18 protein-coding genes are annotated in these 23,098 nt (G+C 48.6%); 8 read left to right on the top strand and 10 right to left on the bottom strand.

Annotated features, from left to right (window positions below):
* Positions 1-23: 23 nt before the first annotated feature.
* The 3 genes from ACYVFD_RS08905 to ACYVFD_RS08895 form a co-directional block, all read right to left on the bottom strand.
* Positions 24-968 (bottom strand): FKBP-type peptidyl-prolyl cis-trans isomerase, encoded by a 945-nt coding sequence (locus tag ACYVFD_RS08905; protein ID WP_461089550.1) that lies wholly within the window; start codon positions 966-968, stop codon positions 24-26.
* A 35-nt stretch (positions 969-1,003) separates the two neighbouring features.
* The gene (locus ACYVFD_RS08900; RefSeq protein WP_461089549.1) at positions 1,004-1,891 is read right to left on the bottom strand and encodes an FKBP-type peptidyl-prolyl cis-trans isomerase; all 888 of its coding nucleotides are present in this window, start codon (positions 1,889-1,891) and stop codon (positions 1,004-1,006) included.
* A gap of 119 nt (positions 1,892-2,010) precedes the next feature.
* Complete coding sequence (locus ACYVFD_RS08895) at positions 2,011-2,964, bottom strand: fasciclin domain-containing protein (protein ID WP_461089548.1); 954 nt, start codon at positions 2,962-2,964, stop codon at positions 2,011-2,013.
* A gap of 307 nt (positions 2,965-3,271) precedes the next feature.
* Here ACYVFD_RS08895 and thrA point away from each other — a divergent pair, with 307 nt between their 5' ends.
* From thrA to ACYVFD_RS08870, 5 genes are all read left to right on the top strand, one after another.
* Positions 3,272-5,728 carry a bifunctional aspartate kinase/homoserine dehydrogenase I gene (thrA, locus tag ACYVFD_RS08890; RefSeq protein WP_461089546.1) on the top strand — a complete coding sequence of 819 codons (2,457 nt, stop codon included), beginning with the start codon at positions 3,272-3,274 and terminating at the stop codon, positions 5,726-5,728.
* Between the two features lie 28 nt (positions 5,729-5,756).
* Positions 5,757-6,470 carry a putative polyvalent protein kinase domain-containing protein gene (locus ACYVFD_RS08885; protein WP_461089545.1) on the top strand — a complete coding sequence of 238 codons (714 nt, stop codon included), beginning with the start codon at positions 5,757-5,759 and terminating at the stop codon, positions 6,468-6,470.
* Positions 6,471-6,524: 54 nt separating this feature from the next.
* Positions 6,525-7,655, top strand: coding sequence for a retropepsin-like aspartic protease (locus ACYVFD_RS08880; protein WP_461089544.1), 1,131 nt, complete (start codon positions 6,525-6,527; stop codon positions 7,653-7,655).
* Positions 7,656-7,729: 74 nt separating this feature from the next.
* Positions 7,730-9,322, top strand: a complete 1,593-nt coding sequence (locus tag ACYVFD_RS08875) for an McrB family protein (RefSeq protein WP_461089542.1) — start codon at positions 7,730-7,732, stop codon at positions 9,320-9,322.
* 92 nt (positions 9,323-9,414) lie between these two features.
* Positions 9,415-10,446: a galactitol-1-phosphate 5-dehydrogenase gene (locus ACYVFD_RS08870; protein WP_461089541.1), complete on the top strand. Its 1,032-nt coding sequence runs from the start codon at positions 9,415-9,417 to the stop codon at positions 10,444-10,446.
* Between the two features lie 175 nt (positions 10,447-10,621).
* On the opposite strand, the gene ACYVFD_RS08865 is transcribed toward ACYVFD_RS08870, so the two are convergent.
* Both ACYVFD_RS08865 and ACYVFD_RS08860 read right to left on the bottom strand, forming a co-directional pair.
* On the bottom strand, positions 10,622-11,062 hold the full coding sequence (locus tag ACYVFD_RS08865) for a hypothetical protein (protein WP_461089540.1): 441 nt from the start codon (positions 11,060-11,062) through the stop codon (positions 10,622-10,624).
* Positions 11,063-11,122: 60 nt separating this feature from the next.
* Complete coding sequence (locus ACYVFD_RS08860; protein WP_461089539.1) at positions 11,123-11,494, bottom strand: hypothetical protein; 372 nt, start codon at positions 11,492-11,494, stop codon at positions 11,123-11,125.
* A 73-nt stretch (positions 11,495-11,567) separates the two neighbouring features.
* On the opposite strand from ACYVFD_RS08860, the gene ACYVFD_RS08855 reads away from it, so the two are divergent.
* Positions 11,568-12,644, top strand: a complete 1,077-nt coding sequence (locus tag ACYVFD_RS08855) for a Gfo/Idh/MocA family protein (protein WP_461089538.1) — start codon at positions 11,568-11,570, stop codon at positions 12,642-12,644.
* A 91-nt stretch (positions 12,645-12,735) separates the two neighbouring features.
* On the opposite strand, the gene ACYVFD_RS08850 is transcribed toward ACYVFD_RS08855, so the two are convergent.
* Together ACYVFD_RS08850 and ACYVFD_RS08845 are read right to left on the bottom strand one after the other, a co-directional pair.
* Entirely contained in the window at positions 12,736-14,037 is a 1,302-nt protein-coding gene (locus ACYVFD_RS08850; RefSeq protein ID WP_461089537.1) for a RagB/SusD family nutrient uptake outer membrane protein, read from the bottom strand.
* 1 nt (position 14,038) lies between these two features.
* Complete coding sequence (locus ACYVFD_RS08845; RefSeq protein WP_461089535.1) at positions 14,039-17,227, bottom strand: SusC/RagA family TonB-linked outer membrane protein; 3,189 nt, start codon at positions 17,225-17,227, stop codon at positions 14,039-14,041.
* Between the two features lie 164 nt (positions 17,228-17,391).
* Here ACYVFD_RS08845 and ACYVFD_RS08840 point away from each other — a divergent pair, with 164 nt between their 5' ends.
* Complete coding sequence (locus tag ACYVFD_RS08840; protein WP_461089534.1) at positions 17,392-19,623, top strand: S9 family peptidase; 2,232 nt, start codon at positions 17,392-17,394, stop codon at positions 19,621-19,623.
* Positions 19,624-19,804: 181 nt separating this feature from the next.
* Positions 19,805-20,125: a hypothetical protein gene (locus tag ACYVFD_RS08835; protein ID WP_461089533.1), complete on the top strand. Its 321-nt coding sequence runs from the start codon at positions 19,805-19,807 to the stop codon at positions 20,123-20,125.
* Between the two features lie 103 nt (positions 20,126-20,228).
* Here the strand turns inward: ACYVFD_RS08835 and ruvA are convergent, their stop codons facing one another.
* From ruvA to ACYVFD_RS08820, 3 genes are all read right to left on the bottom strand, one after another.
* Positions 20,229-20,822: a Holliday junction branch migration protein RuvA gene (gene ruvA, locus ACYVFD_RS08830; protein ID WP_461089532.1), complete on the bottom strand. Its 594-nt coding sequence runs from the start codon at positions 20,820-20,822 to the stop codon at positions 20,229-20,231.
* 108 nt (positions 20,823-20,930) lie between these two features.
* Positions 20,931-21,410, bottom strand: coding sequence for a hypothetical protein (locus tag ACYVFD_RS08825; protein ID WP_461089531.1), 480 nt, complete (start codon positions 21,408-21,410; stop codon positions 20,931-20,933).
* Between the two features lie 61 nt (positions 21,411-21,471).
* Complete coding sequence (locus ACYVFD_RS08820) at positions 21,472-23,046, bottom strand: lytic transglycosylase domain-containing protein (RefSeq protein WP_461089529.1); 1,575 nt, start codon at positions 23,044-23,046, stop codon at positions 21,472-21,474.
* Positions 23,047-23,098 lie beyond the last annotated feature (52 nt).

Raw genomic sequence — 23,098 nt, 5'->3', positions numbered from 1 at the left:
AAAAAAATATATGTAGTCGTTATTTACTGTACTGAAACAAGCTCTATATCGAACCGCAATGGCGCATAAGGTGGTATGATATAGGTTGCCGTAGTGGAACTGGTTACACCTTTTTCGGCGTACCCTAATTTTGAGGCAAAAATGATCGTTGCTTTTTCACCTACCTTAAGTTTTGATAAGCCTTCAGAAAAACCAGGTATAAATTGAGTAGCGGTCGAAGCGAGTGTACCCGTACCGGTGCTGTCAAAAGCGGTCCCAAGTCTCAACGAAGGAGTAGCCCTTAACAACTGCCCTCTATACTTTATAACGAGCGTTTGTGTGGGGCCTGGGGTTTGGCCTGTGGGATTCGACTGTGTCTTAATGAAACGCAAACCGGTTGATGTCACCTCAGTTGGCGTCATCTTTTGGGTAGTCATATACTCATCCATCTGTTGATCTTCTGTGCGTACCCGATTGAGTTTTACATCAAACCGAACTGGGGAATTGGCCGGAAGATCGGATGTTGACCCATTACCAAAAGCCAGGACCGATGGCATAATCATGACAGCCTGATCGCCCTCATGCATCTTTAACAAACCTTCTTCCAGGCCCGGCAATAGCACCCCCTGATAAAAATTCCGGTAAACCGGTGTGCTTAAATAGGTTGTATCCAGCAATTTGTCTGTAACTCCACTAGCCCCATTCGAATTGCTTGGTCCATACAATGCGTAAAGCCGATAATTAAATTCTAGTTCTGTACCATACGTTGCAGCAAGACCTGTTGCATTCACTTTCAGCGGAGCAAAGAAAAGTCCGGTGCTGGTTGTGGTACCGGTTAGTCCTTTGGCGGTTGTATAGGTTTTGATATCAGCCAAATTGGCCTGATAAATAGTGTTGGCGTCCTGGCTAGGATCTACAGTACTATTTGAGCAGGAAGTCAATCCGCAAATGAGCAGAAGGCCTAGAAAAAAGAGAGGTATTGTACGCATGAAAAGTTGAATTGATAATTGTTTTTGGTATTGCGTCACCTGGCCGAAACCACTGTGACAGTATATATTAATGGCGTATAAGGAGCTACTCGATATAAGTAATTCCCCTTGTCGTTGGTAGTGGCTGTTTTAGTACCGGCATCTTTATACCCCGCCGAAGATGGAAAAATAAGCGTCGCCGTTTCGCCTACTCGCAATTGATTTACCCCTTCGATATAGCCCGCCAGATTTTTTACATTCGCTCCCGTCGTATCGAAGTCAACCGCCGTTTTTGCCCGAAGTTGCCTGACCACAGTCGTAGTCGTTATTACTGTTTTACCGGCTACGGCAACTCCTGTCGGATTCTTCACAGTCCGAATAACCCGTACTTTATTCGTAGTCGTTGTATCCACTATGAGCTTATTGGCAGTAATATAGTCTGTAATCTGTTGTTCCTCCGTCCGCGCCCGCACAAGTGTCACATCATAACGCACTGCCGAGTTTGCCGCTACTTTCTTATCCTCTGACCCTACACTGCCGAAAGCCAGGCTTGCGGGCATTAGCATTGCAGCACTTTCACCTTCATGCATTTTCAGTAATCCCTCCTGCAAACCTGCCTTTAGCGAACCACTGAAAAAAGGAAAAAAGGTCGACGTTGTGGCATAAGCCGAATCAACGGCCTGCGCTACAATAACATTCGTATTGCTGGTGCTGCGCGTCAGTACTGATAATGTATACGTTAACTCAAGCTCCTGGCCAAAAGCGGGAACCACCGTGGATGAACTCGCCTTTGTGGTTACGAAATACAGTCCACTCCCTGTTGCCGTGAACGACAGCGGCTGTGTATCCATATAGCTTTGAATAACTTCCAGATTAGATGTGGTTGTAGGATCTACAGAACTATCGGAGCAGGAAGCCATCGCAACCAGTGCTAAGAGGCTCAAAATGAGTAGCTGAACTTTAGGCATCAACACAATACAATATAAGAACTACGCTAATTGACCCACAAACGTGGCAAAACGTTGGGAAGATTATAAAAAGATTTCGGTATTCGGTTTACAGTTTACGGCAACAGCACCTGATCGATCAGGTGAATGATGCCGTTATTGGTGAGTACATCCGCCTGCTTCACACTCGACAGGGTAGCATTCTTCGCTCCTTTTACCGTAATCTGCCCTGCTCCTACCGTTACGATCAGTTTACTACCGCTCAGCAAGGTGTTGTAAGTCCCCGATTGAAGCTGATTGGAAAATAAGGCTCCTGGTATGACGTGATACAACAACGTATTCGTCAACGTTTGTACACTAGCCGACTCAATGGCCGCTTTCGTATTATAGACTTTATCGGCCATAAACGCGGCATCAGTCGGTGCAAATACAGTAACACCATTAGCGGCCGTCGTACTCGTCAACATATCGACCAACGCCGGACTACTCGTGCTAACTCGCTTAAGAGCCGTTGCCAGATAGGTCAGATTTGGATTACTCTGGATAGCCGCCAGCATCGTACCTGTAGCCGGAACCAGCACCCGGTCGATGGTGTGAATATACCCATTGGCGACGGTAATGGTGGTCTGCGTCAGTTTGGCATTATTGATCGATACCGATCCATCCGTTGATTTATTGACGAATGCAATGCCTTTGCTGGCCATCTCGACGGAATTGGCTCCTGAAGGAATCGCACTGATAGCCACCTGACCATACAGCACATGGTATAACACCAGCACCCGCGCCTGAGCAGGGGTCATAGCCCGAATCGATTCGGCCGTTATGCCCGACGCCTGAAATGCCGCATCCGTCGGCGCGAACAACGTCATATTACCGTCTTTGAGCGCATCGCTAACACCTGCATACGCAACGACCGCCCGAAACAAGCCAAACTGACTGTCTTCCAGCAAGCGATCAGTTATGGTTTGTGGTGCCGCAACTGCGTCGTCACGCTGCTGACAGCCAAACGTGGCCAGCAGCAGCATAAACACCGAAAGGCGGGTTAAAAACATCGAAAACGAAGTGTTCATCGCAATGAATGGAAAAAAATAGGTTCGTACCCAAACAACGTACCGCCCAACTTTATGTTTTCTCCGGGCACAAAGATACCTAACAAAGAGCGAAATCGGACTGCCGAAGCGGAGTGAATGAGTGTATGAGGGAAAAGTGCTGCCTAACTTATTCACTCAATAACTTACTCACTCATTCACTCATTCGCTCTTTGTTAGGTATCTTTGTGCCCTTAAAAACTACCTCATCAATAGCCTCCTGAATAAATTACGTTGAGTGACTGTAGATTATTCGCTCATTCACTCATTCACTCATTCGCCATTACAAATGCAGGTTCTTAAATTCGGTGGTACCTCTGTCGGTTCCGTAGAAAGTATCAAACTGGTTATCCAAATCATTGAAAATCATCGCCAAAATGGCGACCAAATTGCCGTCATATTTTCGGCGATGGGGGGCGTTACCAACCAGCTTATCGAAATCGGTCGCATGGCCACTACCGGCGAAACAGATTATATGGAACTGGTTCGGCGGATTGAAGATCGGCATTTCAACGTAATTAAATCCCTTATTCCCATTAAGGAGCAGAGCAAGGTATTTGCTCATATTCGGGGCATTATCAACGAACTGGAAGACCTGTTGCGGGGTGTTTCGCTCATCCGGGAGTTAACTCCCCGCACCCATGACCTGATTACCAGCTTTGGCGAGCGCTTGTCTACAACGGTCATCACCGAATGTGTAAAAAGTCGCGGGATACCAGCTCAGTATTGTGACGCCCGTAAGTTGATTAAGACCGATGCGCAGTTTGGTCATGCTGAAGTCAATTATACGCTTACCAATCAGCTTATTCAGGAATATTTTGGCAAAGTAACCGATCTACAGTTGATTACTGGCTTTATCGGCTCTACCGAGAAAAACGAAACTACTACGCTTGGGCGGGGTGGGTCGGATTATACCGCATCGATTATCGGGGCTGCGCTGAATGCCGAAGTGATCGACATCTGGACGGATGTCGATGGTATGATGACGGCCGATCCCCGGAAAGTGCCAAACGCCTTCAACATTCCAACTATTACCTATGCCGAAGCCATGGAACTCAGTCATTTCGGCGCGAAAGTTATTTACCCACCGAGTCTGCAACCAGCCTTCGCCCGAAACATCCCCATTCGAGTGTTGAATACGTTCAATTCCACCCATAATGGTACGGTTGTCAGTCGAACGGCCGACCGGCGGCAGTATACGATTACGGGTATTTCGAGCATCGACGATATTGCGCTGGTCAACGTACAGGGTTCGGGGATGATTGGCGTAGCGGGGGTGTCGGCTAAGTTGTTTGGTGTACTGGCTGCTCATCGGATCAGTGTCATTCTGATTTCGCAGGCGTCGTCGGAGCACTCCATCTGTTTTGCCATCGACCCACGTGGAGCCGACAACGTAAAGGCCGTTCTGGAAGCCGAATTTGCCACCGAGATCGAACACGGCCATATCGACAGCATTGCTATCGAGCGCGATTTATCGGTTATAGCGACCGTCGGTGAAGGCATGAAAAAAAGCTCCGGTATTGCCGGGAAGCTCTTTTCTGTACTGGGCAAAAACGGGGTCAATATTGTGGCCGTAGCACAGGGTTCTTCGGAGATCAACATCTCGGTGGTGATCAATAAGAACAACCTTTCGAAGGCACTCAATGCCCTGCACAATATCTTCTTCCAGTCCGAAGCCCGCGTACTGAATCTGTATCTGGTCGGAACCGGCCTCATTGGCAAAACACTCCTGAAACAGATCAACGACCAGTTCGAATTTCTAAGGACTGAAAAGTTGCTGAAGGTGTGCGTGGTGGGTATGACAAACACCAAAAAAATGCTACTCGACCCGAAAGGCATTTCGCTGGACGATTGGCGCGAACGACTGCTTACCGAGGGCGTAACCACCTCACTACCAGCCTTTGTCGATAAGATCAAAGATTATAACCTACCCAATTCCGTATTTATCGACTGTACGTCGGATAAAGATATTGTGCAGTTTTACGAGTCGCTGCTGGACAGTAATATCTCCGTGGTGACCCCGAACAAAGTAGCGAACTCAGGCCCGTACAGTGAGTATCGACGCTTGCAGCGTACAGCCCTGAATCGGGGAGTTAAATTCCTGTACGAAACCAACGTAGGAGCAGGACTACCGATTATCAACACCGTACAAGGTCTAATGACGGCCGGGGACCGCTTCCTGAAAATCGAAGCTATTCTGTCGGGTACGTTGTCATTCATTTTCAACACCTTCCGTCCTGAAACGTCGTTTGCCGATGTGGTGCGTGAAGCCAAGGAGAAAGGCTATACCGAACCCGATCCCCGCGACGATCTGAGCGGGCTGGACGTAGCCCGAAAAATCCTGATTCTGGCACGTGAAGCCGGTTTCCCACTCGAACCGGAAGACATCACCATCACGCCCATACTGCCCGAATCATGCCAGTTGGCTCCAACGGTACCTGCCTTTTTTGAGGAACTCGAACGCAATAACGCCTATTTCGAAAACCTGCTTTCCGAAGCCGAAGCCAACGGCGAAAAACTCCGCTTTGTAGCCAGTTTCGAAAACAACAAAGCAACCATCGGCCTACGAACGGTTGGTCAGGATCACCCGTTCTACCAGTTGACAGGTGCTGACAATATCGTTTCGTTCACAACTGAACGCTACAAAGATCGTCCGCTGGTGGTAAAAGGTCCCGGTGCGGGTGCTGAGGTAACCGCTTCAGGTGTATTTGCCGATGTAGTCAGTATCGGGAGTTATTTGGCGTAGCAGTTTAGCAAGAACCAAACCCTACGCTATGTCTGTTAATGAAGAAAAAGGGAGATTGTCAGATGGACGAGAACGCTACATACCTCAACGAATACCACCGGCAGCAGAGCAAAAAAATGATCAGGAAAGTCTCCGAGCAGCCCTTGATGTCATTGCAGGAGTGCATCGAGCAAGCAAAGCGGCTCAGGGACCAGCCCCTCAAACCCGTACCGAAAAAATAACGCTGGATCGGGCCTTACGAATAGGGGAAGAAAAGTTGCTGCGTAAGTGGGCTAACGCGAATCATAAACTGATTCCAGAAGAGCCTTTTACTGATGCCTGGCAAGCTCAAGGTGGAGAAGGGGGAGCCGAACATCAGGTTTACGTTCAATTCGGCGTTTACTTTAAGCGAAACAATCTCAACTATTATAGCACCTGGTTGAGCTATTTCCATAACCTGTTGCTTCATAACTGGCTTTTTCCAGAAACAGGCTATACCTTCCTGGGATTGATGGAAGTCGATGATTCGTTAATGGCAGTGGTTAGCCAAAAAGCCCTTCGCGGTGTGCGTGGGGCCACGCCCGAAGAAGTAGCGGCCTATATGAAACCGTTTGATTTCGTTCCCCTGCAAAACAATGATTATATCAATTCAAACTTCGGGATCATCGTCAGCGATCTTCATTATCGGAATGTACTTGTAAGAGAAGATGGTGAGTTATTAGTGTTTGATCCAGTTATCTATTTGCAACCAATTAAGAAGTGACTAAAATAACATCGAGAGTCTTAGCTAATATTGTTAATAACCTCCTGATTGTACATGAATAAACTGTTGCTCTGGCTAGTAACTTATTTATCTATCAACTGTGTAATTGCTGCCCCTAAGTCCACTTCACCCATAGATACCATTACGGCAGACTATGCCACAGCGGTTGATTTCTGTTTGTTTCATCAGTTTACCGACGCTGAAAAGCTACTCAAACAGATCATTCAGAACGGAGAACACCCCAATCGCGAAGATGCTCAGTCTCTGTTACTGGAAGAAGTTTATTTCAGACGACATCAATATCAAGCCTACGTTCGCTTTTGTGATTCAACAGGTTATACGGGGCCTAACCTGTCCGAAGCTCGTTTATTAACTTCTCAACCTCTTCCCAATTTCAGCATTCCAACCGATAGTATTCAACTGCCGATACGCGTACAAAAGTGGCCGATTGTGACGGTACTAATCCACGGCAAGCCCTACCGTTTTGTTATCGATACCGGATGCGAACGAACAACTATTTCAAAGCGTTTGGCCAGCCAGCTAAAGAGCAAGCCTTTATTTAATGTATCCGTGATAAACAGCCTTCACCAATCTACTAAGGCTGTCTTAACCCGAATTGATTCGCTTCAAATCGGTGAACTGACCATTATGAACCTACCCGTTTGGAAAACAACTATGACAGGTTTTCCGGCCGATGGGATGCTGGGTTGGGATGTACTACAACAGTTTCGGTTTACAATCGACTATAAAGCTCAACAGCTTAGTGTACGAAAACCAGTTTTTCAGCCAACCGCGACGCGTAACCTGTTGGGAACTAGACGACCTCTTTTAGTTTTTCATAGCTCCCTTGGACATCAACTAAATCTATTCCTGGATACCGGCTCCAATGTCGGAATCAGTTTAACACCTGTCGGAATTTCCAAAATCGGCCCGTATCAAAAGGGGAGTCGCCTGGGTGCTCAGCTAGGTATAGGCGGACGATTTAAAATTCGTAAAGAACAGACGATAAAACATACTGATTTGCGTATGGGAGCACATGTGCTAAACCTGAGAAAGACGCAGATTGAGCGTTCTAACGAAATAATATGCAGCGTCCTAAAAGATGGTACGGTTGGCAGCGGGCAATTCAGGAAAGGAAGGCTTTCAATCGACTATCTGAATAATCATTTCGATTATGACGAGTAGGTAAAAAAACCTTTCCCTTGTCTCATTCCAAGCATTTTATCGTAACTTCGTAGGCTATACTTATCACCTTTTCCGTGACCGCCGATCCCCAGCAGCAAGCTCTTATTGACCGAATTCGCGACATTGGCCATGCCGAAGCCATTCGTCGGTTTTTCGGTTTGCTCAAGGACCTGATCGATATTGTCAACTTACCGAATGGCGATGCCCGGCTAGCTTTTGTTGTAAAATCCGACAAAGCGTCGATCACGGCCAACATCAATTTTTTTCAGGCTTTGCGGATTCAGAAGCTCCGTCGGGGCGAGGCTGAATATCACTTAACGATCAAAAAGTCGTGCCAGGACCGGCTCAAAAATCTGGAGGAGCTGGGCTTTGAGCCATTAACCGAAAAGTCAGATTATCTGGCTGTCATCATTGGCCAATCGACGGCTCACTTGCTATATAACCCTACCCTGCGCACTTGCTGGGAAGATTGCCTGCTCGAACTGGTTGAAAGTACCAAGCGGGGGCCGCACCTGGCCCGGCATAATACCGACGTATATCAGGCTGCCGAAGACGAAGCCTTCCTCAGCGATATGATTCGTCTGGCCGACGACCCTAGTTTGGGGGAGCGGCTGGTAAACGGACAGTTGCTCGAAGAACCGGAAGCGCCATATGAGCCCGAGCCAACCTTACCCAATCAGCCGCACAATCTCATTCTGTTTGGACCACCAGGTACCGGTAAAACGTTTGCCTTACAGCCTTACCTGACCGATAAAAATGCGAGTCTGATCACATTTCACCCGTCTTACAGCTACGAAGAGTTTGTCGAAGGCATCCGGCCAGAGGTAGTTGACAAACAGATTAGCTATAAAATCCGTAAGGGTATTTTCTATAGAGCCTGCGTAACGGCCATTCAACAGGCTGGGTATGGCACATTGGCTGATTGTCTGCATGATTCAGCCGAGAATCGTAGCAAAAAGCTGAAACGGGCACCAGCGCATTACCTGCTCATCGACGAGGTCAACCGGGCCAACGTAGCCAGCGTTTTTGGGGATTTGATCACATTGCTTGAATCCGACAAACGACTGGGTGCTGAGCATGAACTCTGGTTGACCCTCCCCTACTCGCAGGAGCGTTTCGGCGTACCGATCAATCTGTTTGTGATCGGCACTATGAACACAACTGACCGATCCATCGCTCTGCTCGACATTGCCCTCCGTCGGCGATTTTCGTTCCGCGAGATGCTGCCCGACCCGTCCCTACTGAAGACTGTCGATGGCGTCGATTTAGCACAATTACTCCGAACGATGAATGAGCGGATTGAATACCTGCTCGACCGCGATCATCAGATTGGCCATGCGTATCTTACCAATATCGAAACCTTTGCCGATCTTTGTCAGGCCTTTCGAGATCGGATAATTCCGTTATTGCAGGAGTATTTCTTTAACGACTGGGCCAAAATCCAGTTGATTCTGGGCGACAATGCCGCCTGGGGTAAAGATCCGGATCATCGACTGGTTCGGACAAAAAAGAAATACACAGCCAATACGGCCAGCAAACTGTTTGGCGAACTACCAGACTCGCTGGATGAGGTAGTAACCTATGAAATAGCTCCCAATCTGCAACAGGGTAACTACGATCAGGTTCCTATTGAAGCATTTGTCAGGATATATCAGCGAATGAATTAGCATTTTTGTCATGCTGACGAAGGAAGCATCTTCTCACATTATTACTTATTGCTCTACCGAAGATGCTTCCTTCGTCAGCATGACAAAAAGAAATGAAAGCACTCGTTCTTACCGAATACAATCAATTCGATTTGCAAGATCTGCCGAAGCCTGGCATTCGGCCCAATGAAGTACTGGTTCGCGTGCAGGCCGTAGGCATTTGTGGGTCCGACGTTCACGGCATGGATGGCAGCAGCGGCCGACGGATTCCCCCCATTGTGATGGGGCATGAAGCCAGTGGTATCATTGCCGAAGTGGGCGCCGACGTACGCGACTGGTCGGTCGGGGACCGGGTTACCTTCGATTCGACGGTGTATGCGCTGGATGACTGGTACAGCCGCCGGGGACATTATAATCTCAGCGATGGCCGTGAAGTGGTAGGCGTGTCGACCCCTGATTTTAAACGCCAGGGAGCGTTTGCCGAATATGTTTCCGTACCCCAGCACATTCTGTACGCCGTTCCCGATAATGTCACGTTTACCCAGGCTGCCCTGGTCGAGCCGGTAGCGGTAGCCCTTCATGCACTGAGTCTAACGCCCATTCAGGTCAACGACTCGGCGGTAGTGGTCGGAGCCGGTATGATTGGCCTGTTCGTAATCCAGGCATTGAAACTGGCCGGTTGTACGACGATCATTGCCATTGATCTGGACGACGACCGACTTGCACTGGCCCAAAAATTAGGGGCTACCCACGCCATCAACGCACGAAGTGGCGAGGTAGCCAAACAGGTGCAGGACCTTACGCATGGGCGCGGAGCCGATGTTTCGTTTGAAGTTGTTGGCGCTGGCCCGACGGTTAAAACCGCCATTGAGTGCGTTCGGAAAGGGGCTACGGTAACGCTTGTCGGTAATCTGGCCCCGACGGTTGAGATTCCCCTGCAAGCCGTTGTGACGCGTCAATTACGGCTGCAAGGCTCCTGTGCCATCAATGGTGAGTACGAAGCCGCTTTGGCCCTAATCTCATCAGGCAAAATAAATGTCGAAGCCATCCTGAGTGCCGAAGTACCCCTGGAAGAAGGTGCCGACTGGTTTAAGCGCTTGTACGCTAAAGAAAAAGGCCTGATTAAGGTCGTTTTAAAACCGTAAAGTCACCTGGATAGCGCATATTGGGCAACCCAGTCTCCAATTTATAGTTCAAGGAAGGTTTTGCTCTACTTCGTTATCGTCGTGACGCGTCCTGTCAATGAAACGCATGAGGCAGTAGCACACATCTTCTGATCAGTATCAATAAATCGATTGCTTATAGCATTGGTAAACTGTCTTAAGAATACGGCACATAGGTTATCACAGCCCTATCCTGTTGAATGACTAATTCATTTGGGTTAAGCCTGATGATTTGCCAGGAAGCCCCATAAGGAGCACAATCGACCGCAGTACACATATTGTTCGGTGTCCGTTCAGGCATAGGAATGGAAGCTACGTCCTGTAAATCTAATACAGTTCCTTTGCGCTTAAACCGGGCAGGTGAACAGCAGGGATCATATTTTCCATCCTCGCCATAAAGGATTGTCCCGTTCGATGTAAACCTTACCAGCGCCCAGGGGTTGGTGGCTACCACCTCGACCGGATCACCAGTCGAGTATTGGATTTTCGTCATTCGCCATTTCCGATACAAAAGATCGCTGACGGCTACATCATCTTCCCGCTGGCAGCCAACTACCAGCATAAGTAGCACAAGTGCGCTGGGCAAATATGATTTCATTACTGTCTATTATAAATTCTAAATCAAAGCTCATTAAGGCCGAAGCACATTTTAAGCGAGCTATAAACTGCGTTTATAGAGAACATACGGTTCCGACGACCACAAACGACTCATTATCTCCTCCCGATCAGCAGCAGGTAGTTGACTGAGATTGACTGAACTCCCGTCGCAACGGTAGATATGACAACCCATACAAGACCAATGGTAAGCGTAAAGATCAATATACGTTTCCCCTTTGTAGGTAGCTGCTCGAACAACATCAACAGTTAACTGACTGATGAGCGAACGAAGCCAAGGCAGGTTTTGGGAGGGATTCACCGTACCACAGGCGATGGTAGTGGGGTAAGGTCCAATCCCTAGGCTATCCTCCTTTTTCTGGCAGGATATGGTAACCAGATTAATCAGCATCAATCCAATAAAGAGTCGTTTCATACCGCTACAGTAGTTATCATGAGTAGAAGACTCTATTTTTGAGCATTTCGTTGGAATACGGTTCAACATAATTATGCCAAATCCTCTTCGTATTGCCATTATTGGCCCTGGCAAAGTAGCGCATCTTCATGCCAAAGCAACTTTGCAAACTCCCGATACCCAACTCGTAGCCGTTTATGGCCGTACTTACCAAAAAGCCGAAGATTTCGCCAATCAATACGGCATTCGGGCGTATAGCGATATTTACGATATGGTCGACCGGGAGAACGTCGATCTTTGTCTGGTCTGCACCACGCACCCCTCGCACCGGGATGTTACGGTAGCCGCCCTAAATGCCGGTTCGCACGTGCTGGTCGAAAAACCGCTGGCTTCTACCCTCGAAGACTGCGACGCCATGATCGAAGCGGCCAGCCGAAACAATCGTTATCTGGGAACGATTAGCCAACGTCGTTTCTATGCCCCTTCCATGCGGATTCGGGACGCTATCGATACGGGCAAAATCGGCAAGCCTGTGCTAGGAACGATTCAGATGCTTGGCTGGCGGAGCGAAGAGTATTACAAAAGCGATGCCTGGCGCGGTACCTGGGCCGACGAGGGCGGTGGGGTACTGGTCAATCAGTCCCCTCACCAGTTGGATTTGCTACTGTGGTACATGGGCGACATTGAGGAAGTGTACGGTGTCTGGCGCAACCTGAATCACCCTTATATAGAGGTGGACGACACAGCACTGGCTATCGTTAAATTCAAAAATGGTGGGCTGGGCAACATCATTGTCAGCAACAGCCAGAAACCGGGCATTTTCGGAAAAGTGCATGTGCACGGCGAAAATGGCGCGTCGGTGGGTGTTCAGACCGATGGTGGAGCGTTATTTATCGCCGGCATGTCGAGCATTACCGATCCGCCCGTCAACGATCTCTGGACCGTACCGGGCGAAGAATCTAAACTCGCTGAATTCGTAGCCGAAGACACGGCCTTTTTCAATACCATTGATGCGACAGTCTATTATTTCGGTATTCAGATCGCCGAATTCCGTGACGCCATCCGGGCAGGGCGCCCACCAATGGTAACGGGTGAAGATGGTCGTAAAGTGGTGGCTCTATTCCAGGCCATTTATGAATCGACTCGTACGGGGCTTCCGGTAAAATTTTAGAAAAGGAGAAGGGGTTAAAGGAAAAAGGAGAAAAGGATCACTGTTGAGTAATCCTTTTCTCCTTTTTCCTTTAACCCCTTCTCCTGCCGTTTTAATTCGCCGGATCGGTGGGCGTACTGGTATTGTTGTTACGCTCCGTCAGCGGATACGGGAAAAAGTTACGGTTCCGCTCAGCGCCAGTAGCGCCTGGGCCTGGGCGGTTAAACCGACGACTATCTTCAAGCCGGAATCCCTGATACGCCAACTCGATTTGCCGGTTCCGGTAGATTTCGGTCAATACCGCATCGGCCGTTTGGGCACCTGAGTAGGCTGGTAAAGCGGCTCCCAGTCCGAATGCATCGGTTGTTTTGGTCAGCACTTTATTCAACGACGCAACGGCATTGGTCAGATCACCTTTGCGAGCATAAGCTTCAGCCTGAATCAGCAGAATTTCACCAGGCAGGTAAACGGGTACAGCCGCATTGTTGGCCGTATAAAAAGCCGTCGCAATAACCGGCGCTACGGCTGTATTGGTGCTTGGTTTGGTTAAAAACGAAATCCGTTTATCAGCCGGGTCGGGGGCTAGAGCACCTGTCAGACCCAGGCTGGCATTCGTAGGCTGGAATACGTTCAGGTTTCCAAATGTGTACTCGAACAGCGGGTTACGTGTCACGTCATCGAAGTTATAAACCGACTTTTTCGACAGATCAACCTTCGCAGCCGCAGCCAGGGCTTTATCGTAATCACCGGAGAAAAGTGCATAGCGGGCAATGAGCGCCTGAATGGTATTCGTGATATCGATACCCGGTACGATCTTACCGGTAAAATCAGCCGAAATGGGAGCCGAAGCAACCTGGGTTGCCGCCGATTCGAGTGTGGTGATGGCTTCTTTAAACACTTGGGCTCGCGGAACAAAAGGCACGTTCGTTCCCGTCGTTACCGGCGATTGCTCAAAAAATAGCCCTAGTGTTCCCAGCGACAATGCCCGAAAAATGGATGCGTAGCCGATAATTCCACTCTTGGTGCCCGCATCGTTCACAACACCCGTATTAGCCAGAATCAGTTCAGAATTAGCGCGAACCAGATGGCTTTGTGTCCATAGGTTACGGACAACACCGTTGATATTCGACACGTTCCCGCCACCTACGGCCAGGTTCGCTTCATCGAGGTTACCCACGTTTAAGACAAAGTCTTCGCGGGTTGTCAGTCCGGCACCGGCTGTACTCGCATACAGTACACTTAAAGCGCCACCCGTTGTATAGCGGTATTGCAGTCCGTTGCTCAACGTAATCAGACCATCGGACGAACTAACCGCCTGCGACTGGCTAATGGTACTGGGATTTAAAAACGTCTGATTACAGGAAAACTGCAGCAACAGTCCTGTCAGACAGATGGGTATGAGAATCTTTTTCATATTAGAATGTGGCTGACAGTTTAAGCTGATAAGTACGTGGAATGGGGACGTTGCCGAAATCGATGCCGCGCAACAGATCGTTGTTTCCTCCGGCATTTGTTTCAGGATCGAAGCCCGTGTACTTATCCCACGAATAGAGGTTACGACCAACCAAGCCGATGTTCAGTCGGCTAAGACCTTTCACCAACGTAGGCAGCGTATAACTCAGCGCCACTTCACGAAGCTTAACATACGATCCCGGATCGACCCGGAACTCCTGCGTGTTATAAATACCGAAAATGTAACCGCGTTTTAGGGTTCCACGAAGCTCCTGTTCAGCATAGTCGCCCAGTCCAACCCCCTGCCGTGTCCGTTTATCCGCATTGAATACATCGACACCCTGTACGGCATCCAGCAGCACATGCAGACTCAGCTTTTTATACGATACATTCGTATTGAATGAGCCGGTCCATTTGGGATTCGGGTTACCAATGATAATGTTAGCCGTTGGCTTGGTTGCGTCAATGGCTCCATCACTACCACGAGTGGCCGGAACATAGTTAATGGCACCATTATCCTGCGAAGCCGCCCGCTCCGACTGCGGAAAACCCGATGGTGACAGGAATAGCGAACCATCTGGATTCCGCGCGTACGCTGTCCCATAGAAAACACCAACCGGCTGACCAACCATCAGGTAAACAGGCGTACCAGAGGCTGAAGAGGCATCGGGGCTGATAATTGGTAAGCCGCCCAAGTCAAGCACTTTGTTCCGGTTGTGGTTGTAAATGACCGTGAAATCCCAGGTAATGTCTTTGGTTTTAATGGGTGTAACGTCCAGCACAACCTCAAATCCTTTGTTCTCCATCGACCCTACGTTGTTCACAATACTCGTTCCGCCCGTAGTTGGCGCCAGTGTCCGGTTAACGACCAGGTTACTAATTTTTTGCTTATAAGCGGTGACCCCTAAACCAATCCGTCCATTCAGAAACGCCAGGTCGATACCGCCCTCCAGTTCGCCCATTCGCTCAGGCTGCACATCGGGATTCGCCAATTGAGTGCCCGGAACCACTGTGTTTTTACCGAGGTAGCTTACCGGACTAAACTGGTAGAAACGAGCATACGAGCCAATACCCGACAGGTTACCGGCTTCACCATAACTAGCCCGTAATTTCAGGCTGTTGAAGGCGTTGCTGAACGACAAGCCTTTCCAGAAGTCAAGATCCGACACAATGAACGAACCGCTGACTTTAGGATAGTATTGGTTCGTTTGGGTTGGCGAGAATTTCGATGACTGGTCACGCCGAACAGCCCCCGTAATGAAGGCCAGATTTCGATACCCAAAGGTGGCCTGAGCAAACATACCGCTCAGACTATACCGGTCCAGATCGTATTTGATTGCATAGGTTGCGCTGGCTCCGCTAACTGTCTCGATAAATGGCGACAGGTTCTGCCCACTATTGATCGAGTAATCAGCCTGGAAATACTGATAACTATACCCGATGGCCGCATTGATCTTAAAGTTATCACTAAACTGACGCTCATACTGTGCATTCAGGTCATTGTTGAACTGAACAACCTGATTGGTAGCCGTAGCTGCAAACCCATTCGGATAACGGGCAGCAGGCAACCCAGCAACGGCCTGATACGGATACGGACGGATGTAGTTTTTACCAAACTGCGAGTACGCATCTACCCCTACAATGTAATCGACACTTAAACCTTTGAGTGGTGTCAGGTTCAGTTGCAGACTGTTGATAGTCCGGCTGACGGCCTGCGAAAACTTCATGTCTTCGATTGTAGAAAGAGGATTCACGCGGGTTGGCTCCACGGCCTGCAGGTTACCGGCCGCATCACGCTGGGTAATATCGTAGATGTTGTTCGTGATATTGACCGAGTTGATCGGGCTATAAAACACGTTGCCGTTGGCTTTCTCGTTGGACAAGCTATTGATGTAACTCAAGCCTACCGATACTTTGGCCCAGTTGGTTAGCCGCTGATCGACGCGGGCGCGAAGGTTATAGCGGGTGAAATCGGTCTGTTTGATAATACCCTGATTTTTCAGATACCCGAACGACACATAATACTGCGTATTGTCGCGACCTCCGGCAATGGAAATGGTATTGTCGGTACCCGTACCCTTCTGAAAAATCTGATCAAAGTAATTGTACCGCTGTACATCCACCAGATTCGTAGCCAGGGCCGATTGTGTTCCTTCGCGATAAATATTGGTGGTGGTCGTTCCTGGGTTGGCGGCAATCTGAGCGGCCGAGATCACTCCAATAGGATAAAGGCGGAGCGCAGCAAACCCAAACTGCTTGCCATAGGTATTCACGGGTACGCTCTTACGCAACTCATTGACATTAAACGAAGTCGTAAACGTAACGGTCGGTTTGCCAGTCTGTCCACGCTTGGTTGTGATGATGACTACACCATTAGCCGCCCGCGAACCATACTGAGCAGCCGCAGCCGCACCGTTAATTACGTTGATCGTAGCAATGTCATCGGGATTGATGTCGGCCATACGGTTCTGTCCAACGTTGGCATTGCCCACATCATTAGCCAGCGCCAGTTGCGAAACGTTGGTACTGGCATTGCTGACGATCACTCCATCGACTACATACAGAGGATCGGACGAGCCAACCAGCGATTTTATCCCACGCAGACGAATGCTGATACCACCCGCCGGATCACCCGAATTTTGCGTAATCTGCGCACCCGGCATTTTACCCTGTAACGAATTGATCAGGTTACCTGAACCCGACTGTTGCAAATCGGTTGCCTTAATGGTGCTGATAGCGTTACCCAGTTCACGCTTGGGGGCCGATAGGGTTGAACCCGTTACCACCACTTCATCCAGATTGGTTGGCGCAGCCACCATTTCGGCATCAACCGTCACCTCTGTTGCGTTACCGAGCGTAATGTTTTTACGCAGGGTTTCATACCCGATAATGGTAAAGGCGAGGGTAATGGGGCCTGGCTTAAGGGTTACAGGCAGGGTGTAAGTCCCATCTGCATCGGTGGTGGTTCCAACCGTTGTACCAACGATTACGACGGTAGCTCCCGGAAGAGCCAGTTTCTCAGAGTCAGTGACGCGTCCTCTCAGCGTATAACGCGTGCTTTGTGCCAAAGCGGTAGTACAAAGCAACAAGGTCAAACAGAACAGCCAAAGCGAGTGGGCCGATCTGCCAACCAGTACGTACCTGTTTGTCATAGGTCAGTAGTTAGTTTGTGAATGATTTAAAAAGGAATGTTAATTTATTGTGAAATATAACTATAAAACTCCGCCTAAAGACACCAACGAAGTGGGAATCATTGCACCAATCCGAAAAGCCTTTTTTTGTAAATTTGAATCTTCGATAAGTCATACTATTCTCAATGAACAACCGTAATCGACTCGGGCTGCTTTTCACGACTGCTATCCTACTTGCTCATTTACACCTGGAGCAGGCTGTAGCGCAGACCCGTCAGCGCTATGCCAATCTTCAACAGGCCTTATTTTCGGGAGGGCAGCTTGCCGGACTGCCCGGCCCCCGCTCCGTCAACTGGATTGAAGGTGGCAGCAAGTTTTCGTTTATCGATGGTCAGAATACCATCAAAACGTTTTCGCCCAAAGACCAGAAGGAAGAGATTATCTTCGACGGTGCTCAACTGAAATTTCCTAATTCGGATCGTCCTTTCGCCTACGGCTCGTTTCAGTGGTCGAAAGACTCAAAAAATATCCTGTTTCAAAGCAATTTCCGGCCAGTTTATCGGCGCTCAGGTATATCCGATTATTATGTGTATTCGGTAGCTGATAAAAGCCTGAAGCTGGTGGCCAAAGATGCCCAAACGGCCGAACTATCGTCCGATGGTCAGAAAATCGGCTACGAACGCGGGGGTAATCTGTTTGTATTCGATTTTGCTACGCAACAGGAAACCCAGCTTACCGACGATGCGAAACCAGCTTTTTACAACGGCCGTTTTGGCTGGGTGTATGAAGAAGAATTTGGTCTAGCCCAAGCCTGGGAATGGTCGCCCGATAGTAAGTTCATTGCGTTCTGGCAGTCGGACGAACGGCAGGTACCGATGTATCGACTGACGGATTACAAAGGATTTGACGAAAAATACGACTCACTCCCCTACCCCCGCGTGGGCGACACCAATCCGATTGTCCGCATCGGCGTCATCGAAATTGCCAACAAATCCAAGCAATGGATGAAGGTCGATCTTGGTGATGGCTACATTCCACGTATTTACTGGACATCGCTCGAAGGGCAACTGGCGCTCATGCACCTCAACCGCAAACAGAACCACCTGCAGGTGTACATGGCCAACGGTCGTACGGGGGAGGCTCGTCAGATTATGGAAGAAACCTCCAACACCTGGATCGACATCTTCGATTTCTTCGCAGGCATAAACCACTTGATGTATTTCCCGGCCGGTGTTCAGGAGTTTTATTGGGTATCCGACCGCGATGGCTATTCGCATCTGTATCGCTACAACTATTCGGGTAAACTGCTCAACGCCGTCACGACTGGCAAATGGGAAGTAACGTACGTGCATTACATCGACCCTAAAACCAAGAAAGTTTATTTCACCTCTACTGAAGCCTCCCCACTGGAACGCCAGTTATTCGTAGCCGATGTAGACGGAAAAAACAAACGACGATTGACCAGTGTAGCCGGACGACATGCGGTGAATTTTTCGCCCAACGGCCAGTATTTCATCGACAAATACTCGAACGTAACCACACCTACGCAGGTTGAACTCCGCGATACCAAAGGCCAGCTTATCAAGGCGCTAGAAACGAACAAGCGAGTTTGGGATTACATCGCCAGCCACGATTATGCGCATAAAGAACTGGCCAACTTCACTACTTCCGACGGCCAACCCATCGACATCTCGATCATCAAGCCCATCGATTTCGACCCGAGCCACAAATATCCGGTTGTGCTGGATATTTACGGGGGGCCGGGTGCTCAGTCGGTTTATAACGAATTTGCTACAACAGGCTGGCACCAGTGGCTGGCCCAAACGGGCTATGTGGTCGTTAGTGTAAACAACCGGGGTAGCGGAGGCTATGGTCGCGATTTTGAGAAGATTGTTTATGAGAAATTGGGTAAATATGAAAGCCTGGATTTTGCCGAAACGGCTGCCTATCTGGCCAAACTTCCCTGGATCGATGCCAATCGGATGGCCATTCGTGGGCACAGCTATGGTGGGTACATGAGCAGCTACACCATGCTGACGCATCCGGGCGTATTCAAAGTGTCGATTGTGGGGGCTCCTGTTACGGATTGGCGCTTATACGACTCCATTTACACCGAGCGATACATGGGATTACTGCCCGAAAATGACGAAAAGTATAAGGCCAGTGCCGTGACGACCTATGCCAAAAACCTGGCAGGCAAAATGTTCATCGCCCACTCAACAATGGATGAAAACGTACATGTTCGGAACACATTCCAGTTGATGAATGCCCTCGAAGATGCCGGTAAAGATGCTGATTTACGAATCTACCCACCCGGTGCCCATGGGGTTGCGTATAGTGCGAATACTCAGTTGCTTCTCTATCAGCAGTATACTACTTACTTAGAAAATTACTTAAAAAATAGCCCCATCAACTAAATCCAAAGCCCAGCCGAAAAGCTGGGCTTTTTCACGCTAAAGGCCGTTTTTGACCGGATTAGGGCATTTAAACAAATTCTAAATTAGTGGAAAACAGAACAAATGCAGACGAAGGTGGTTAATAGTTCATTCACAACACTAATTTAATTAGTAAGTAAATTCACTAAAACCATCAAACGTTATGAAAAAGCTCATCATTGCTGCTTCTGCCTGCGTCATGCTGGTAGCTGCACAAACCAGTTTTGCCCAGGCCGTTCAGGAAGGGAAAGCGGTTAAAAAAGAGATGAAAGCTGAAAAGAAAATTTCAAAAGCGCATGAACTCAATGCTAACGCCCGTAGCGGCAAAGGACTTGAGATAGCTGGTGTTTCTGATCCTAAAACACGGATGGCTAAGGCTGACCGCAAAATGGAAAAAGCTGAAAAGAAAGCAATAAAAAGCGACGCTAAAGAGCTAAAAGCTGTGGCAAAAGCCAAAACCAAAAAAGCTGCTGGCGTCAATTAAATCATTCTGAAGAATACAAAGCGAGGGGAATTCCCTCATTAATCCATCATCACACACATGACAAACGTAGTCAGACTTATCTGGCTACGTTTGTTATTTATGCCTAGCCTTGTCGTAAGGCACGTCGGATGACTTCTTCTACCGTTGAATTTGGCTCAGCTTTTAGCGCATCATCTACGCTCTTTTCAGCAGTTGCTTTGGGGAAGCCCAGCGCCATAAGCGCGGCCAACGACTCCTCCCGAACCGGGTTAGCTGTTTGCTGACGATACGTTGGCCCGTCCGGCACAATGCCCGACTTCTTCATTTTATCGCGCAGCTCCAGAATAATCCGCTGGGCCGTTTTGGCGCCAATGCCTTTAATTGCCTGCACCGCCCGAACATTTTCGCCCAGAATGGCCAGCCGTAAATCACCCGGCTGCATAGCCGACAGCATACCCAACGCCGTATTGGGACCAACGCCCGACACGCCGATCAGGTCCAGAAAGAGTGATTTTTCATCAGCGCTGGCGAATCCATACAGCGCCTGCGAATCTTCCCGAAATAGATGGTGAATGAACAATTTGATACGATCACCCCCACTAGGCAAAACAGAATAAGTTTGTAATGAGATGTGGACCATGTACCCCACGCCATGAACGTCGATAATCGTATGGGTAGGCTCTTTATAGGCAAGAATTCCGTCTAAATAAGCAATCATTCGTTAGCAGCAAAGGCCTGTTTTTAAGCCTGTTATAGAGATATAAAGATACAAAAAACCGACGACTTATCCGTTAGAAAGTCGTCGGTTTTACTATATTGAGTTCACTTATTTAAGTCGTTCCAGTAGGAGACTGAAAATTGCTTTAACATCCTGCTGCATGTCACCTTGCCGAGCTTCAAGACGAGCTTGACCCTCTTTCAATGCAGCAAAATCAGCTTCGAGACGAGCCTGACCCTCTTTTAAATCATATACATCAACTTTAAGACCGGCAACATCAGATTCAAAACGAGCTTGGCCTTCTTTTAAACTAGCCACGTCAGCTTCGAGACGAGCCTGACCCTCTTTCAAATCAGCTACATCTGTTTTTAGAATTGTTACGTCACTGGCAATCTGATTGGTTCGCTCTTCTACTAAATCGACTTTCACTTCCAGCCGGTTAATTCGTTGAATAACTACATCAACCCGCTCCCGGGTATCTGTAACATAGTCAACAATCTTACCAATCTGGAAAATAATACGTTCCTGTGTCCGAACAACGTCAGCTAAAACAGGTTCAATTTGGTTTAATCGTTCGTCAGAAGTCATGGCGGGTTAATTCATAGTCGTAAATCTAACGAATTAGACGACATGTACACCATTTGGTTACTTAACCAACCAGCAACTTTTGTCCGGGACGGAGCGAATTGGTACGGATATGGTTTAGTTTCTTCAACCGCTCAATGGTCAAGCCATCGTAGCGCTGGGCAATGTTCCAGAGCGTATCGCCATCCTGTACGCGGTGATAACGAGGCTTATAGCGCTTACTTTTGGCCACGACTTCAGCTTTCTTGTGCGCTTTGGCGGTACCCTGATGAGCCAGCCGCTCCGTATGCGTTTCGGCTACTTCTTTCAGGATCGTTAACTTCTGACCACGCTGGATTTTGGTCGAACGTAGATGATTCCATCGTTTTAAGTCGTACAACTCTACGTTATATCGATCCGCAATGTCGGTCAGGTTATCCCCTTTTTTGACCACATATGTTTGCTTGCGGGGCTTCCGCATCACAATCGTTTCAATGTCTTCCTCCGGCCCATCATCTGATTCCTCAGCGGCCAGTCTTGCCGAAACTGCCGGTGATTCGTCCAGACTTATATTAGCCAAAGGATTATGATTACGGGCAGCCCAGGCACCCATTGAATCAGCCCCATACCGAATATCTTCAGCACTTGCCAACAGGATATGCTCCATCCGTCCCGGTATCCGACTGGACGAATCCATGATAGCCTGCCGACGACTGGCAAAATAACCATACTGCTGGTGAGGAATACGTAGTGGATACCGCTTTGTATAATCCGGTAGAATGGTCGTGGTAATGGCTGGATTCATCTTCTGCAAATCGGTCAGCGGCATCGTGCTGTGTTTCGCAAAGGTTTCAAGATTGAAGTATCCTGTAACCTGAATGGTATCGTGCGGAATGGGGTATTCAAAATTTTCGGCAACGATCCCGTGATCATTCGCATGGTTGATCAGGTACGTAAACGCTACAAATTGAGGAACATAACCGCGCGTTTCTTTAGGCAGGGCATCGTAGATAGAGTAAAACGAATCGCCCCCTGTCCGGCGCATGGCTCGTTTTACGGCTCCGGGGCCACAGTTATAAGCGGCCATTGCCAGCTCCCAATCGCCAAAAATGTTGTACAGATCGCGGAGATATTTACAAGCAGCTTCCGTCGCTTTGACCGGGTCCATTCGTTCATCTACATATTCGTCCTGGTAAAGTCGAAGATCACGGCCCGTACCCGGCATAATCTGCCAGAGTCCACCGGCACCCGCTCGCGAAATAGCTCGTGGATTCAGAGCCGATTCAACAATCGAGAGGTATTTTAATTCGTTCGGTAACCCATATTCGGCGAGCATCCGTTCGTAGAGCGGAAAGAACATGGGAATCCGCTCCAGCATGGTTTGCGTGTAACTCGCCCGACGGAAGGTGAAATAATCAATATAAGCCTGTACGGCTTTATGATAGTTCAGCGGAATGTCTTTCTGTAACCTTGCCAGCCGTTCGCGAATCAAACTGTCGGGTACGGTCGGTACATACGCGATCGTGTCTTTCTTAACAATCGTACTGTCCAATTGAATCGTAGTCTCGGCGTGGGCTATGCTTACCGACCCAACAAAGGCCGACCCCACTACCGCACTCAACAGCCCCAGTCTTAACAGGCTACGGTTCAGGTAGTTCATATAATTATTAATGAATAATGTAGAATGTATAATTGATAATGTAGGATGTTGA

Source organism: Spirosoma gilvum (genome assembly GCF_054776815.1).
Note: the sequence above shows the minus strand (reverse complement) of the source record. Positions and strands in the feature narration are given on the sequence as shown.